This window comes from Microcoleus sp. PH2017_08_TRC_O_A (assembly GCF_020738665.1).
In the GTDB taxonomy this organism is placed as follows: domain Bacteria; phylum Cyanobacteriota; class Cyanobacteriia; order Cyanobacteriales; family Microcoleaceae; genus Microcoleus.
The window spans coordinates 25464-42405 of the sequence record NZ_JAEQCE010000018.1 but is presented as its reverse complement, the minus strand read 5'-3'; the positions used below and the strand labels follow the sequence as shown (position 1 = coordinate 42405).

The window sequence follows — 16942 nt, the reverse complement described above, 5'->3', positions numbered from 1 at the left end:
TCGAACCGCAATTTTGCTTGACATTTTCGCGCCATTGACATATCATTAAATCATGGGAATCCGTGTCGCCATATATATAGCAATCGTAGGGTATGTCGCCACCAAAAATCTGGAAGCACCACCAACAATCTCACAGCGACGCACCGCACCGCTAAAAGGTCAAAGAGAGAAATTAAGAATCGATCCCTGAGATATTGACATCACAAAACAAAATTTTACTCAATTAAAATGCAGGACAGTGCGGTGTAATGTCAGAGAATCAAAATGAACCCAGAGAATACGATGCTGTCCGTGGCGGACAAAATTCAATTCCTGTCAATGCCGCGGTACTCGGAGGCATACCCGGTGTTAAAAGCCGCTTAGCCTCACCCATTGTCGAAGTGAAAATCGCCGCACTCTCCGAAGCACTGAAATATGGAGAAGCAGGCTTAGATGTGATAGTGCAAGCCTTGCGCGAGGAATCAATGCAGGTGAAATTTGCTGCCTATTCACTCCTGAAAGATAGAGATGACTTAAAGATAAAACCGCAGTTTCAAGACTATCTCCCTACATTTGAATTTGATGTCATCACAGTCGATGATAAAGGAAAAGAAAACAGTCGCATCAAGTCCTTTGCTCATTACTTCAGAGAAGACTTAGGTAATGGAGTTGTACTAGAAATGGTTTACATTCCTGGCGGCACATTTATGATGGGTTCGCCAGCAACAGAATCAGGTATATACGATCGCGAAAGTCCGCACCATCAAGTAACAGTACCCGCTTTTTATGCAGGAAAATACCCCATCACCCAAGCACAGTGGCAAGCAGTGATGGGAAATAACCCATCGCACTTTAGAGGTGAGAAACTGCCTGTAGAAACTTTAGGCTGGGATAAGGCTGTAGCATTCTGCCGGAAAATTTCTGAAAAAACAGGCAAGATTTATCGCTTACTTTCGGAATCTGAATGGGAATATGCTTGTCGCGCCGGAACTGCAACACCTTTCTATTTTGGCGAGACAATTACCACGGATTTAGTTAATTATAATGGGAATTTTCCCTTCGGTGCAGCACCGACGGGACGTTACCGCGAACAAACAATGGATGTGGGGAGTTTTCCCCCCAATCCCTTTGGACTTTATGATATGCACGGTCAGGTTTGCGAATGGTGCAGCGATAAGTGGCACATTAACTATGACGGCGCACCGATTGACGGAAGTTCTTGGGAAACTGGAACAAGTAATTGCCGAGTGCTGCGTGGTGGTTCGTGGTACAACTATGCGGTGTATTGCCGTGCTGCCCGCCGCGACTGGATCCCTGCGGGCCACTCGTACAGGTGCAGGGGTTTTCGTGTAGCGGTAGCTTTGACTGTCCCTTCCTCCCTGTCTTCCCTGTGAGGACTCTTCTCTACTCTCTAGATAGTAGGGTGCGTCGCCATCTGCAATTTGCAAATCAAATCGACAATCTCACAGCGACGCACCGCCAGAATCAGATACGCCTTCTGATATCATGTCTGGTCGATTACCATAACAAAAAACGGTTTGTAGTGCGGACTTCAGTCCGCAATATTGAGCGGACTTCAGTCCGCACTACGAACGAATCTTGCTGCGGTCAATTGATGGGACACGATATCAATTAAAACGGGGAAGTAAAGATTGTGGCAAAAACCCGGTTTCTGATTTTAGGCATTATATGGTCGCACGGATTCCCATGATGATATAATATGTCAATCCTGCAAAAAAGTCAAGTAAAATAAGTACGATCGCCCGCCAAGATTTTGAGACAGTCAAGAATGCAAGTATCAGATTAGATATAAGTTGGCGATTGAGTTAGCCGGCGCTCAAGCCCCTGTAAAAACTTATTAAATGAGGACTAATAAATATGATTTTAGGTTTCGATCCGGGGAAAGACAAGTGCGGCATCGCCGTGATGGGTAGAGATAAGAACATCTGCTACCATCAAGTAGTGCTGTCCGACGAAGCAATATCTACCATTCAATCACTGTGCAAACAGTTTCCAATTGAGTTATTAGTCATGGGAGACCAAACAACTTCCAAAAGTTGGAAACAAAAACTGACGCAGAGTTTGTCGCCCTTTATAAAAATTGTGCAGATTGACGAGAGGTTCAGCAGTCTAGAAGCGAAGGATCGTTACTGGGAAATGTACCCTGCGACGGGACTTTCTCGCTTGATTCCCCAGGGAATGCGGACTCCGCCGCGGCCTGTAGATGATATTGTGGCGATCGTCCTAATTGAAAGATATTTAAACAAGCAGTTGACATTTGACAGTTGACAGCGAGGTTTTTAAGCAAGTTCTAAAAACTTTGGGTTTAGTGCGAAATCCTATTTTTTACTGAATAAGTGAAATCTAGCTAAGTCTGTTGAACCATCCAAACCAAGAATCCTAAAATGGTTTCCACGGGAAGCAGCGGATAATCGGTAAGATCGATCGCCACAGTTGTTCCTGAAAGCTTGAGAAAGCGCCATTGAGTGCCGCTGCTGATACAACCGTAGATAGTTGCGATCGGGTGTTCTGCTGCTTCGTTAAAGCGCTGTGCTGCTACCATTTCAGCAATACATTGACCGATCCCTTCGTTCAAATCGGCTTTTTTTGCTTCCACAACTACGATCGCAGGTGCTTCAACGGTAAGCTGTTCGGGCGATCGGCTAATTAAAAAATCGACGTATCCGGTAAGATCGCAACTGGGGTCAACATTAAATTCCCGTCCCGAAAATAAACTGATTTGGCGGTTCATCAAGCGCCGGACTTCTTGCAAAACTGGGTAGACAAGGGCTTCCGATCTCGCTTTTTCGGAACCAACTGCGATCGTCCAAGGCAAATCTTCTAATTCGCTAGTCAATCTCGGACTGGGATTAATTGATTCCACCTCAGGAAAAAACCGAGTGCCCTCCACGATAGTTAACTGAAAGTCTTTTTTAGCTTTAGTAATTGTGAATTGACTGTAAGGCATAATGTGCGATCGCTCTTTATGAAATTGAAAATGCTATAGACAAGATACGCAAGGCGCACTCTGACTTTTTACTATCGATCGCCCATTTCCTGCAACCAACTCACCAAATCTTCCGCGCTATTGAAATCAAGCACAGCTTCTGTCAAAGTATCGATTCGATCGCTAGATAACTGTGTAATTCTAGATTTAATTGACTCATCCAAAGTTTCCAGCTTTCGTTCCAGCAAACGAATCACAGTATTAATTTGACCCCGCTGAGCTCCGGTTTCTAAGGCTTCTTCTATAGACCTTTGCTGATCTTGCAGATAAAAGACCTGTGCTTCCAGTTGATCTAATTCTTTGCGGCTGAGGTTCACGGTATTAGCAATACCAAAAGCTTGCTGAATCGGTGCAGTTGTTTCCAGCGATTCTGGAACCATTTCCAAATTCGGTGCTTCTCTGATAAAATAAATCCACTTGTCAGCTAGAGATTCTAACTCATCAACAGACTTATTAAATTTTGGTAACTCCACAAAAATTAGCGTCATTGTCGGACAGATATAATCAAAATGTTCTTCCTCTTCTTTAAAAGAAAAACGCGAAATAATTTTATTGGTGTTTTCAAACAAAATAAAATCCGTAATTGTGATGGCAATTACTGGGTCTAAACTGAAGTAGCCCTTGCCCCGCGTGAGTTGATTTCCGTAAGCTTTCGCTGCATTGTAGGCAATCCGTTTTTCAAAGGCTTTAACATTCAAAACTTGCATTTCGATAATCACGATCGTCCCGTTATCTAGGGTTGCTTTGACATCTAAATACGAGTCTTTCAATCCCACAACTTCTCCGGCTTGATACGGATCGATCATTTGTAAATCTTGAATAGTGGGATTGCCTTGATAAATCAGACCGTTGAGAAAGCTAATCAGAATAGGTTTACTTTCTGCGGAAGCAAATATTCTTTTAAATGCAAAATCCGTTCTGGGGTCGATAAAAGTCATGATGTTTATCTCCTATTTATGATTCTGTTTTCCAAGTGTTGACAATGTGAAAAAAATTAGGTTCGTAGTAAGGACTTTAGTCCGGTTTGTTTTAATTTTGGAAGGACTGAAGTCCTCACTACGAACCTTCTTGAAGGACTAAAGTCCTCACTACGAACCTTTTTGTCGTAAAGACTTTAGTCCGGCTTATCTTAATTTGGAAGGACTGAAGTCCTCACTACAAACCAGGAAATCAACGAACAGCAGTTAACTGTTTATCTTTGATTTCAACAGGTGCAGTCAAAGCTGCTTCCAAATCCGCACAGCCGAGTTTTTCCTCCAAAATCGCCATCACTTCGCGGCCGAAATCATTGGAATTTCGCTGCCAAGCTTCTAAACAAATTTGTCCGAAAAACGAGCCCAAAGGTTCGGGATTCCACAGCAGTTTGCGCGCTGTCCAAGGCATCAAACTCATCGGATCGTAACCGGGTTGCAGAATATCCTTTTTAAAGGCGTATTCTTCTAAAATTGTGTGCGGCTGCAACCCGATAAAGAAAATCGCAGGTTCTACTTTGTCCACTCCGAAAATCCGCTCTAATTCTCGGTGGTAAGCAATAGTTTGCCGGATGGTTTCAACGGTTTCGTCAATGACGTTGAATGAGTAATTTACCGAAACCACATCGTTGTAACCGGCGGCTTTTAAATCGCGGCAATTTTCCAAAACTACTCGCAGGTTATAGCCCATTCGCATTTTGCGAACAAGTTCTTGGGAACCGCTGGTGATGCCGATTTCAAAGTAATTCATTCCCGTTTTTACCATCAAATCGCACAATTCGGGTGTGAGATTGTCCGCACGGATGTAAGCAGCCCAGTGGATGTCACTCATGCCGTCGGCGATGATTTTTTGCAATAATTCGATCGCATCATCGATGAATTTGCGCGCCGGGATAAATTGAGCGTCGGTAAACCAGAAATTGCGGATACCTCGATCGTACAATTGGCGCATCTCCGCCACCACCTCATCCGCCGGATTGATCCGCACTTGCTTCCCTTCAATCACCGTATAGATGCAGTAACAGCAATTGTGAGGACAGCCGCGCTTGGTTTGGACTCCGAGGTAGAAGTCCATATCCTGTAGATAATAGGAAAATTCTGGCCAAATGCTCTCGATGTAGTTATAGTTGCAAGCAGTTTTCTCGATGTTGGCTGGCTTTTCGTGAATTAGTCGATCGCGCGGTACAGTTTCTCCTACTACATAACACCTTTCCTGTGCCAAATCTTCGCCTTTAATCAACTTCTCCAGCAAAGCCTCGCCTTCGCCCACCGAAACCACAGTCCCGGCCGGCAAGCTGCGGCCCAACTGCTCGTAAAACACGCTCACAGCACCGCCACCGACGACTGCGCGCGCTTCCGGATGGTATTTCCGGGCCCGCTTCAATCCGCGCTTAAGCAGTCCCAGATTGCGCCAGAGTTCGGTGTAGTAAGACGTGGCCAAACGCAATCCTCCGAGAGCTCCCCGGAACTTGGTTAGGGGATTTTTGGCGTAGTAAAACTCGAAGGCATTTTGCAGCGGATTTCCGCCTCTACCGCCCACGGGCGCGTAAATTTGAATGTCCCGCCAAGAGAAAACTAACAGCGTTGGCCTAAACTCATCTACGATCGCATCCAAACCTTTAGCGTAATCCAGCGGGGGCACCGCGCCTAAGTCGAAAATCCGCTGTTGGACATCGGGAAACAGCTTGTGCACGTGATCCGAAAGGTACACAACTCCGATCGGGAAAATGGGATTGCAAGGGAGGCGAACGTACAAAACTCGGTTTTCTCGGCTTTCCATGATTGCCATATCCTAATGTGGAACTTTTTTAACTATGTTTATATTCTTTTAATATAACTTTACATTCAATCTAATTTTCGCAATTTAATATTAAATATTCTTAAATTTTGCTAAGAGGCTTAAGGGTGAGCTGGTGGGTGTCGATGGGCGATCGCAGCAGAAAAAAGTTAAATTTTAAGCAAATACAGCGTATATTGACCGAAAATCGCCGGAAAAAGTCAAAAATTTGGTATTTTTTTGGGTAAAGACAAGTATGAGGTGCGATCGGTCTCTCATCTGTTATTCAGTTGGTAGTCGGCTTTACAGTAGGCCGGGATCGCAAGATGTTAGCCTGAGAAGATAACTAAAACTTTTAGGCAAAGCCCCTCAGCATTTATGGCTCAAATTCTTGACCCAGTACCCTCAGACGCCGACAGCAAAATTCTCTGCTGCTACGTCAACGCCACGAGTCAAATTCAGATTGCTCGCATCTGCAACATTCCTAACTGGTATTTTGAACGAGTGGTGTTTCCCGGACAGCGTTTAGTCTTTGAAGCGATGCGGGCCGCAGCATTGGAAATTCACACCGGGATGATGGCCAGTGCAATTTTGTCGGATAAAATTCCTTGCGATCGCTTGCAGATTAACGAAGGCCCTTATTCAAGCGTCAATCCTAGCAGATCCCGAGGCAAAGCTCAGGGCGATCGCGCCATGATGGCCGGCCGCCCCAAATCCCGAGAAATCTCAGAACCTTTGACAGTACCCGCATTAACAGCCGTTGATTAATATAAGTTGTGAGTTTTGAGTTATAAATTGTCCGTTAATTGATAACTGGGCACTCAAGATTCCAACTCCTGCAAATCGGTAAAAACTCAACAGTTAAAAATCAAAGTTTCTGAATAGAATTTTAGCTCGAAAGTCAACAGTGCAAATATAGTCATGTTTTGCATATTTGCCTGAGTATTTGTAGGGTGCGGATCCATCAACAATCCCTCCCATTTAATCGACTTTTCGAGTGGCGACGCACCTTATACCATTTCTTTCAAGTATTGGTACATAATTATTGAGTTTGTTTGCTCGACTATTCAAAAGTATAGGTGCGTCGCTATTAGACGAGCGATTTTTATTTGGGGATTTTTAATGGCGACGCACCCTACGGCTCAAAACTTCATGAATATAGCCGATACCCGTGCTGCATCAATGATTTGATTCGGGTTCTGCAACTGTCAACTGTCAACTGTCCACTGTCCACTGCTATAATTTCAGCCATGTCAGCAGAACCGATCGCACTTTCGCCATCTTCCCCCCCAGTATTTGAGCCGGCAGTATTCCGGCTTTCTCCGCTGATTAGAATCACGCTGTTGAGTTTGTACTTCGCCCTGAGTATTCCGTTACCGTTTCTGTCGGAAGTAACGAAAGCACCCGTTCCGCCCGCTGCACTCTGGGTGGCAATTGCGATCGGCGCAGCGGGCCTTTACGGCGTGCTCAGCGAACGGGTAATCCTCACCGAGGAGGGGATTGAAGTTACCTATCCGAACTGGTTTCCGCGCGTGTTTCGCAGGGGTTGGGATCTTCCTTGGACTGAGGTAAAGGCTCTTAAACCTCGATCGACCGGTCAAGGAGGTTTAGTGTACTATTTTTTGAGTCATGCGGGTGAAGGTTATTTGTTGCCGATGCGGGTGGCTGGATTTGGTAAATTAGTGCGTTTGGTGGAAGCGAAAACGGGTATTGATACTAGAGATGTTCGCCCTTTGTCTCAACCTTGGATGTATCTTATTTTACTTTTATGTACGCTGCTGCTGCTGTTGGTGGATGCGTGGACGATCGCAACGGCGATTAGCATAAAAAGTTAAGAATTTCAAGTAATAATTGGTAATCGGTAATTGCTAATCGGTCAGTCCTGGACGCAACCATCAAAGAAATAGGGGCAACCACGAGTGGATTGCCTCTATAAAACGCTATATGTTGGTGTGTTATATGGCGTCATGCACCCTGCATGACTCGATTATGGATCCTTTATTTCGAGCAGATCCCTAAACGCTAAAGAACGAGGAATTAGGCACATTGATCGTGTCTTGAATAACAGCAATCCGGTTTCCGTTTAACAGAATCTCCGTGTCAAATGCGCTGCCCCCCAGTTGAAGGTCACGATCCTTCCTTAGCGTGTACTGAGACAGACTGCCCTTAATCTGAATCTTGTCGCCCTCACCCGGTGCAAAACCTCGGATCAGCGCGAATTGGTTGGATGCAGTGTAGAAGGCAGTGGAGAAATTGCCAAGCACATAGGTATCTGCACCACCTCCACCAAGAAGATCGTCAACTTGAGAACCAGATTGATTGCCGAAGCCATTCAAGGTGTCATTGCCCAATCCCCCCGTTAGGAAATCTGAGCCCGCCTCACCATTCAAGACATCGTTGCCTTGGCCACCGCTCAACTGATCGTTGCCAGTACCACCGAAAAGTACGTCATTGCCACCATTACCCTGGACGTTATCATTTCCGTTTCCAGCAAAGATTGTGTCATTACCATCGCTCGGCAGGGCTGCACCACCGTTATCACCAAAGATGCGATCGTCTCCGTCAAGACCTTGAATGAAATCGTTTCCTCCAAGTCCCCTGATTGTATCAGCTTGTAAAGAGCCGATTAGATTGTTGTTGCCGCTGTTACCTATAATTTCCATGTTGGGTTTCCTGTTTGTTGTTAATCCAGTGATGTGTAGACCCTAACAAGGCATCGTCTACGCATCGTCCACAGCAGCGTGAATCGATCGTGAATTGGTAAAATTTTCTGGCTTTACTGTTTTGGCTACTATGGAAAAGCTCAGCAATTTCATAACCGTAATTTTTTTGCTGAGGAATGAGAATTAAATAACTTACAAGCTTTATTATTCTTGTGGGATGGGCGTCCCGCCCGTTCTTTATGGACGGGCGGGACGCCCATCCCACTTTCATTGTGTAAATTATTTAATTTGCGATCCTGAGTACCCCTGTGGGTACTTTCTCTGCTCCTGAATCAATACATACGACTTTTTATGACTTTTTATGGCTGGCATTGTCAGTGCATTGGTTTAACTTGGGTTTATCAGGTCAAACAAACCCGCTGATACTAATACTATTCCCTAAAACTCATGCAACAGTAAAAAGAGTAGGTTGATTGCCTGAAATCAAGCCAAGGATGCAGAGTGTAGCAAGAGTTTTTAGAATTGGTATCTCCAGCAAAGATAACTGACTCAAACGCACAATTTAAGTTCTGGGAATTGACCCAAATCACACACTATTCACTCAATTAAGTTTTTGTAAGAGGCACAATATTATGACTCGATTAGCGTTAGCATTGCTCGGACAAATGCAAGTAATGGTGAACGGGCAGCCAATCCTGAATTTCCCCTATGAGAAAGTGCGGGCGCTGTTTGCTTATTTAGCGATCGAATCAAGCTATCCCCATCACCGCGATTCTCTGGCTGCGCTGTTGTGGTCAGATCGGTGCGAGTCAAACGCTCGCAGCAATCTTCGCAAAGCCTTATGCACGCTCCGCCATCTGCTAGCAGATTCGACGGTTCACTCACCGCTATTTCTCACCACGCGCAATACGATTCAGTTTAATCCTGCGGGCGAGCATACGTCTGATGTCGCTATATTAACTCAATTGCTTGATGGTCACAGCGAACATTCCTATGCCGGTGGTGAACTCGATCCAGAATGCGTGTCTGATTTAGAACAAGCAGTTGCTTTGTATCGGGGAGCGTTTCTCGATCGCATTCAACTTCCAGATAGCGAAGCTTTTGAAGCATGGGTGATGCTGAATCGCCAACGATTCCACGAATTTGTGGTCAACGCCTGTATGGCACTTGTCACACACTACGAACACCAGCATAACTATCAAAAAGCACAACATTACGTTCAACGGCAGCTTCAACTAGAACCCTGGAATGAATCAGCCCATCAATGTTTGATACGGATTTTGGCACAGTGCGGGCGGCGCACGGCTGCTTTGAAGCAGTACGATCGCTGCTGTCAGATTCTAGAACAAGAATTAGCCACCGAACCAGAACCCGCAACGATCGAGTTATGGGAAGCGATTCGATCGGGCATATTTCCTGACCGGGCGAGTGCAGATTTCGATCGGGTGAATCTACTATCCATCTCTGCGGTTTCTCAGCACTCGGTTCGAGAATCCTTAGCGGTAGTGGGACAGTGCGGACGGCAGACATGATATAACTAATAACTATTCGCAATTTCCACTGCTCCGAGCGCCTTGAGTGTTGATTTTTGAGCATCGGTTATACCCGTGACACCTGCAATATTCATGCCTTCATAAATCCTGGGCGATCGCATATTTCCAACAGATTCTGCCGTCTCCATTTCCCACAGATTAATAGCTCCATCGGCGCTGCCGCTGGCTATGGTCTTACCATCGGGAGAAATTGCGATCGCCCAAACTTCAGATGTATAGTTCTGGATGGTTTTAACACATTCCCCGGAGCACACATCCCACAACTTAATTGTTTTATCGTGACTGCCGCTGACCAAAATTCGCCCATCTAAACTAAACCGCACGCACCAAACTAAAGCTGCGTGACCTTGCAAGGTTTTCAGACATTCTCCAGACTCAACATCCCACAGTTTTACCGTTTTGTCGTCACCGCTACTTGCTAGAATCTTTCCATCTGGGCTAAAAGCAACCGAAAACAGCAAACTGGTATGACCTGAAAGGGTTTTGAAACATTCCCCAGAACGCACATCCCACAATCTCACCAGTCTATCATCGCTGCCACTGGCTAAAATTGTGCCATCTGGACTGAAAGCAACTGACCAAGCACGACAATTATCTGACAGAATTTGGCAGCATTCACCAGTCTGAACGTTCCACAATCGGAGAGTATGAGCATTATCGCTACTTGCCAATGTGCGACCGTCTGGACTGAAGCTAATGGCAAACACGACATTCGGAATGCTTGTACTCCCCTGCATTACCCGCAGCAATTGACCTGTAGCGACATCCCACAAGCGGATAATGCCACGATTACTGCTGCTAGCAAGCATTTGACCATCTGGACTGAAGGCAACCCACCAAACCCAATTTGTATGTCCTTGCAGTGTTTTGCTGCACTCACCAGATTGGACATCCCATAATTTGAGTGTTGTGTCATCGCTACCGCTGGCTAATAACTGTCCATCTGGACTAAAAGCAAGCGATTTAATCCCAGCGCTGTAGCCGTGCAGCGTCCTGAATGATTCTCCTGTTTCCCGATTCCAGAGCGTGACGGTGCAATCTAAGCTACCACTTGCTAGAGTATGACCTTGCGGGTGAAATGCGATCGACCAGATCCAACCGCAGTGTTTCTGCATAATTTTGAAACACAGTCCAGTCGCAACATCCCAGAGTCGAACCGTGCAATCATAACTGGCACTAGCGATCGCGCAACCATCGGGACTAAACGCGACTCCTGCAACAGGATCGGTATGTCCCCGCAAAATCTTTAAACATTGTCCTGTAGAAATCTCCCACAAGCGAACAGTACCATCCCAACTGCCACTGACCAGAGTTTGATTATCTGGACTAAAAGCAATCGACCGAATGATGTGTGTATGCCCTTGCAATGTGTTAATAATTTCCCCTGTTTCAAGCAGCCACAATTTTATAGTTTTGTCGTAACTACAAGTCGCCAAAAGTTTACCTTCGGGACTAAAAATCACCGATGTTACAAAATTGGTATGTCCCTGAAGCGTCTTTAAACATTCACCCGTTGCCACATCCCACAACTTAATTGTGCAGTCCCAACTACCACTAGCTAAGGTTCGACCGTCTGGACTAAATACAACAGAATCCGCCCATCCGGTATGCTCTCTTAATGTTTGAATACACTCACCAGTAGCCAAATCCCATAACTTGACGGTATGGTCAAAAGAGGCACTTGCTAAAGTTTGATTGTTCGGACTGAAAGCAACACGAGCAATCCAACTGGTGTGTCCTTCACAGGTGAGAAAATCTCGATAATCTTGGGTGCGGCAGACTCGAATCTTACCATCCGCATTGCCGACTGCCAAAAAATTACCATCGGAGCTAAAGGCAACAGATACAGCCCCATTTGAATTGCTGGTAAAAACGGATTTAGATAGATCGGAATTGGCAAAGTTCACTCGATGCAAGTTGGTACCAATCAGATAAGCTTGCCAGATACTCAAGTACGAGAAATCATAGTCGCTTAAATTTATTTTTAATTGAAGTAACAGGTTAATCAAATTGCCACCCGCATATCCCACTGAGTTAGGAAATTGCGATCGCATCCGAAACAAAACCTGATTTAGTTGATATTCGACCTCTTTATTAGAGCGGTATTCGCCGATTAGTCGTTCGGCAAACGGTGCTAAAATTAAGCGAGTTTGGCTTTCTCTGACGTAATCTTTAGCCTCGGCTTTAATCAGGGCGTGGGTTATGAATAAATCTAGATTCTGCGACTGAATTTCCCGCTCGAACCGCTCGATCAACTGTTCGGTAACGTACTCCATCACCACAGGTTGCAAGGTGAATTGTCCGGCATTTTTTTCGATCAGCGATCGCCCTCTTAGCGACAACAAAGCATCCAGCAGTTTAGATTGTGAAGGGAGGGAAACAAAATCCGCCCGTAACTCGGCAAGCGTTATCCATTCTCGATCGATCGCCAGCCAATACACGATCTGCTTTTCCAAGTCTGACAAACGACGAAATTGCCCGTCGAGCAGAATATTGATATCTCCAAACGCGATCGCTCCATGCTCCAAAAAGTTGGTAATATTGCCATCAAATAAATCTCGCACGGTTGTGGAGACAATTTTGAGCGCTAGGGGATTTCCGCAATAATGTTGAGTTAAATTTACCCAATCTGTTTCTGTTGTGGAAAAACACCCATTGGCTTGTAAAATATTTTGCACTTCCTCGGAACTTAAGCCTATTAAGGGTAAGGTTCGCACAGGTGAGTTTTCGCCTTCCAACGGCATCAAAGTTGTGGGTTTTTCCCGACTTGTTAATAGCAGACAACTGGAATGCCCTTCGCTTCCCACTCGTGTCAGAAGTTCCCCATATCCCTCGTAACCTTCTCGATATTGTTCTACTATACCTGTGGGAAAACTCTGGTTTGGCAGGCATCCTGCCTGTCTTTGTGCTTCTGGGCTGGATAAATTTGCGGGGGACTTTGCGCCATCATTACTGCCGAGAATTGCCTCAAGGTTATCCAGGATTAAAAGACAGCGTGAGGCACGTAAATATCCCATTAATTGAGAAATTTGAGCCGACAGCGATGTCGGGAGTGCAGTTTCTTGCTGCCCAGAAAGGATTTGAATCAAATTTAACAATACATCTTCAATTGGTGGCGCGTTGCGTAAGGATTGCCAGATCAGGAAGTCAAAGTTATTTTGAAGTGCGATCGCGAGTTTTGCAGCCAGTGACGTTTTGCCAATTCCACCCATTCCAATCAAGGCAACCAAACGGCAGGAGTCGCTCACAATCCATTGTTGCAGTCGCGCTAATTCCTGATTTCGGCCGTAGAATGCGGAGACATCAACGATTTCTCCCCAGTGGCGGTGTGTAGAAAATTCTTGTTGTTGAATTTGCTGTTGCAGTGGCTGTATTTTTTGTATCTCTGTGCTGGATGATTCTACGGATACCTGACGCGCTCGCCGCCCTATTACTGCTTGAAGATTGCTTTTAGTAACCTTTTCTCCAAGTGCTTGACTGAGTAGTTGCCATAACTTGTAACCCACATCTTTTATATAACTAGCATCATAGCCAGCGCTACCAGCAATATCTAAATAAGATAGCCCTTCCCAAGATTGGCGAAATACGATCTCTTGGATGTTGCTCAGAGAAGTTGGCGCGATCGCACTATCTAAAATTTTCAGTGCTTCTTCCACAGTCATGGCTTTACAGCACTCCTAAATTAGTCTTCTGATATCTTGCTTTTCTTATTTTACGTGAGATAAGTTTTCCAGCCCATCTCACAAGAAAAATTAACCTCTTGCAGGTAAGTATCTCGCCTGCCTAGTCTGTGGATGCAAAATCTGAGTCCTCTTACTTTAACAAGATTTTTCTATGTTTTTACAAAAATAGCGATCTCAACATTTATCGCCCGCCAGCGGACGAACAATGGTCATCGAACTTGCCAATCTTAATCGTACTGACTTTTTCAGACTATTTATTCCTGACTTTTTACGGCCTTTTCTTGTCGTCATATCAAAGCTGATTGCTTAACTTGGGTCTAGAGCGAAACAAAACTTGCATTGTACGCAGCAAGAGTCGCTCAATTGTCAATCATTCATTTGGATGATTTTCTTGAGTTTGTAACAAAAGAGAAACATTCAAACCTAAACAAATAAGGAGAAACAAAATCATGGCGATTATCGGAAACCCAACCCCTGGTAACGACTTAATTCTTGGTGATGCAGCGAATAACTTCATCGATGCCCTCGCAGGCGATGATACTGTCAATGGTAACGGTGGCGATGATTCCCTCCTCGGTGGATTGGGCAATGACCAACTTCTGGGTGCAGTTGGCAATGACACCCTGATCGGTGGAGGAGGCAATGACGTTCTCGTTGGGGATATTTTTGGAGGCACGGGCAATGACAGCCTCAATGGTGGTGCGGGCGACGATGTACTTAACGGAGGCTTAGGTGCAGATACTATCGCTGGCGGCCCCGGAAACGATACCTACAGTGTCGGCTCACTTAATGCCACCTTTATCGAGCAGGCTAATGAAGGCAATGACATCGTTAATTCTCCTATCAGCTTCACTCTACCAAACAACATCGAAAGATTGACTTTGGTGGGAACTGCTAACATCAACGGCACTGGCAATGCCCTTGGGAATAGCATTCTCGGTAATGCCGCTAATAACAGTTTGAGTGGCTTAGCAGGGGATGATACAATTAACGGTCTTGATGGCAATGATACTCTCAATGGTGGTGATGGCATTGACATTCTCAATGGTAACAATGGCGATGACATCCTCAACGGTGGTGCTGGTAATGATGTCATCAATGGTGGTGCTGGAATCGATCGAGTCAAGGTGAATGCTGTTGGAAGTAACATCGTGCTGACTAACACCAGCGTGACGGGTGAGGGGGTTGATAGCCTGAATGGAATTGAGAATGCTGAACTGTTTGTCTTCCAAAGTAACAATATTCCCGGCAACATTGATGCTTCAGCTTTTACCTTAGGATCTGTTACCCTCGATGGTGGAATTGGCAGTAACGTCCTCATTGGTGGCAGTGGCAATGACTTTTTGGATGGAGAAGGTGCCAATGACACTCTCACCGGTGGCAGCGGCGATGACACTCTCAATGGTGGATCTGGTAACGATTTGCTCACTGGCGGTGCTGGTGCCGATCGATTCCTTTACGAAACTGGTCGAGCATTTATTGCTTCCGATGTTGGCCTTGATACTGTCACTTCTTTCAGCGTTAGTTCCGACAAATTCGTTCTATCCAAAAAGACTTTCGATACTCTTATCACTGCTGCTGGTGGAACGTTACTCAGTTCGGAATTTGAAGTTGTAGATAGTTTCATCGAACAGTTTTCAAGCAATGCCAAAATTACTTACAATCGTGTAAGTGGCGATTTGTCTTTTAACCGCAACGGTTCTATCCTAGTTGGCGGAGATGCAGAGGGCGGTTTTATTGCGGATCTCAATCCTGGAAACGTAGCGGGTGGTGCTCCTCTGCTGAGTGCTTCAAATATTCGGATTGTGGCGTAGGGAAGTTGTATGGGATTGGAAAAAATGTAAATAAAAGAAACCCGGTTTTATTGCAAAACCGGGTTTTTGAGTCGGAAGAGTTTTAAACAGTGGACAATTGTCAATAGTCAATTGTCCACTATTAAATTAACCTGCTAACTCAATTCGATTTCCGACTGTTAGGCGATTCGTAGTAAACTCCAGAACCTGTATCGGAAACAAAGTGACAATCCCAGTAAGAGCGAATAAAGCTCTTCCAAATGGGATCGGTTGATTTGCGATAATAATCGCCCAACAGTGGCTTGATGGCTTCTGTGGCTTCCTTCAAGTGATAGTGCGGCATTGTCGAGAAGATGTGGTGGGCGACGTGGGTGCCGATGTCGTGATGGATGGAATTGATGATTCCGTAATCGCGATCGATCGTAGATAGCGCACCTTTCAAGAAATACCAGTCATCTCCGCGATACCAGGGAATATCGGCTTCTGTGTGGTGCAGGAATGTTACCAAATCCAGCCACATTACGAAGATTACGTAGGGAACTAGGTAGAACTTCAGTAAAAACAGCCAACCAAATTGATAGGTTAACGCACCCAAAAAGGCTACCATCAATACCAATGATGCGGAACTCGTCAATACGTCCGCTTTTTCGGAAGGACGGAAAATCGGGCTACCGGGCATGAAGTGAGAACCTACCCGATCGGGCGATCGCCGAAACAGATAAATTGGATAAGCAAATAACATCAAATAAAAGCGTCCCAGCTTCTCGTACCAGGGCATTTGATTGTATTTGCTCTCCGACACTGGATACCAGCTTTCATCGTTGTCCAAGCTGCCTGTATTGGCGTGGTGGGTTCTGTGGCTGATCCGCCAACCGTGGAAGGGTACGAGAATGGGTGCGTGGGAAAGGTGTCCGATCAGGTTGTTGAGCCATTTGCTCTTAGAAAATGAACCGTGCCCGCAGTCGTGCCCGACTACAAACAATGCCCAAAACATGGTTCCCTGCATGAACCAGAAGATTGGATAAAATAACCAGGAATCTAGGCTGTAGGCGATCGCGTATAAACCTGCGATAATTCCAAGATCCAAAAAGAAATAAGCTAGAGATCTCCAAGCCGAGGGTTCAAAACAATGGGCTGGAATGGCTGCTTTGACATCACCAAGAGTAAAAGGTAACTCTTTTGTACGAGAGGATGAGCTGGTATTGCTCGGCTGATTGAGAACAGTATCTAATTGCACGAAGTTTCCGATTTAAGCTGACTTGAGAAACCGCATTCCGCCTTTTAACTTTCACTTTCAGCCCGCAAGGAGCCATATTTTTTACTCTGCAAGGGTTTCTAAAGTTCTTTAGTTCCGCATGAATCGCCCGCCCGCGATTCTCAAGCAAGTTGGCTTGTAGAATATTTGTGTGGGGAGATTTAGCGCGATCGACCCTGTTATCTGAAAAAATCCTATGTGTCCGTTGTTGGTACGAAATGCGACTTCAATTTGAGATCGCACTTTCTGGAGAAACTATCT

The 16942-nt window shown here is 45.3% G+C and carries 12 protein-coding genes; 6 read left to right on the top strand and 6 right to left on the bottom strand.

The features are described from left to right. The first annotated feature begins 248 nt into the window (after positions 1 to 248). Both JGK22_RS07860 and ruvX read left to right on the top strand, forming a co-directional pair. Positions 249 to 1373, top strand: a complete 1125-nt coding sequence (locus tag JGK22_RS07860; RefSeq protein ID WP_293176386.1) for a formylglycine-generating enzyme family protein — start codon at positions 249 to 251, stop codon at positions 1371 to 1373. A gap of 484 nt (positions 1374 to 1857) precedes the next feature. Continuing rightward, a complete protein-coding gene (ruvX, locus tag JGK22_RS07855) occupies positions 1858 to 2268 on the top strand; it encodes a Holliday junction resolvase RuvX (protein WP_293176388.1) in 411 nt (136 codons plus the stop codon). Positions 2269 to 2347: 79 nt separating this feature from the next. Here the strand turns inward: ruvX and JGK22_RS07850 are convergent, their stop codons facing one another. The 3 genes from JGK22_RS07850 to JGK22_RS07840 form a co-directional block, all read right to left on the bottom strand. Continuing rightward, positions 2348 to 2947: a hypothetical protein gene (locus tag JGK22_RS07850; RefSeq protein ID WP_293176390.1), complete on the bottom strand. Its 600-nt coding sequence runs from the start codon at positions 2945 to 2947 to the stop codon at positions 2348 to 2350. 71 nt (positions 2948 to 3018) lie between these two features. Continuing rightward, positions 3019 to 3924: an Rpn family recombination-promoting nuclease/putative transposase gene (locus tag JGK22_RS07845; RefSeq protein WP_293205874.1), complete on the bottom strand. Its 906-nt coding sequence runs from the start codon at positions 3922 to 3924 to the stop codon at positions 3019 to 3021. Between the two features lie 232 nt (positions 3925 to 4156). After that, complete coding sequence (locus JGK22_RS07840) at positions 4157 to 5737, bottom strand: photosystem II high light acclimation radical SAM protein (protein WP_293312654.1); 1581 nt, start codon at positions 5735 to 5737, stop codon at positions 4157 to 4159. A 375-nt stretch (positions 5738 to 6112) separates the two neighbouring features. Here JGK22_RS07840 and JGK22_RS07835 point away from each other — a divergent pair, with 375 nt between their 5' ends. After that, entirely contained in the window at positions 6113 to 6502 is a 390-nt protein-coding gene (locus JGK22_RS07835) for a DUF1830 domain-containing protein (RefSeq protein ID WP_293176394.1), read from the top strand. Between the two features lie 482 nt (positions 6503 to 6984). Continuing rightward, the gene (locus JGK22_RS07830; protein WP_293216911.1) at positions 6985 to 7569 is read left to right on the top strand and encodes a hypothetical protein; all 585 of its coding nucleotides are present in this window, start codon (positions 6985 to 6987) and stop codon (positions 7567 to 7569) included. A gap of 180 nt (positions 7570 to 7749) precedes the next feature. On the opposite strand, the gene JGK22_RS07825 is transcribed toward JGK22_RS07830, so the two are convergent. After that, entirely contained in the window at positions 7750 to 8397 is a 648-nt protein-coding gene (locus tag JGK22_RS07825; RefSeq protein WP_293216887.1) for a calcium-binding protein, read from the bottom strand. 632 nt (positions 8398 to 9029) lie between these two features. Here JGK22_RS07825 and JGK22_RS07820 point away from each other — a divergent pair. Beyond that, positions 9030 to 9929: a BTAD domain-containing putative transcriptional regulator gene (locus tag JGK22_RS07820; RefSeq protein WP_293195836.1), complete on the top strand. Its 900-nt coding sequence runs from the start codon at positions 9030 to 9032 to the stop codon at positions 9927 to 9929. Positions 9930 to 9934: 5 nt separating this feature from the next. Here the strand turns inward: JGK22_RS07820 and JGK22_RS07815 are convergent, their stop codons facing one another. Then, positions 9935 to 13612, bottom strand: a complete 3678-nt coding sequence (locus JGK22_RS07815) for an NB-ARC domain-containing protein (RefSeq protein ID WP_293176400.1) — start codon at positions 13610 to 13612, stop codon at positions 9935 to 9937. Positions 13613 to 14082: 470 nt separating this feature from the next. Between JGK22_RS07815 and JGK22_RS07810 the strand changes: the two genes are divergently transcribed. After that, entirely contained in the window at positions 14083 to 15447 is a 1365-nt protein-coding gene (locus JGK22_RS07810) for a calcium-binding protein (RefSeq protein WP_293176402.1), read from the top strand. 139 nt (positions 15448 to 15586) lie between these two features. Here the strand turns inward: JGK22_RS07810 and JGK22_RS07805 are convergent, their stop codons facing one another. Beyond that, the gene (locus JGK22_RS07805; protein ID WP_293176404.1) at positions 15587 to 16663 is read right to left on the bottom strand and encodes a DUF3474 domain-containing protein; all 1077 of its coding nucleotides are present in this window, start codon (positions 16661 to 16663) and stop codon (positions 15587 to 15589) included. Positions 16664 to 16942 lie beyond the last annotated feature (279 nt).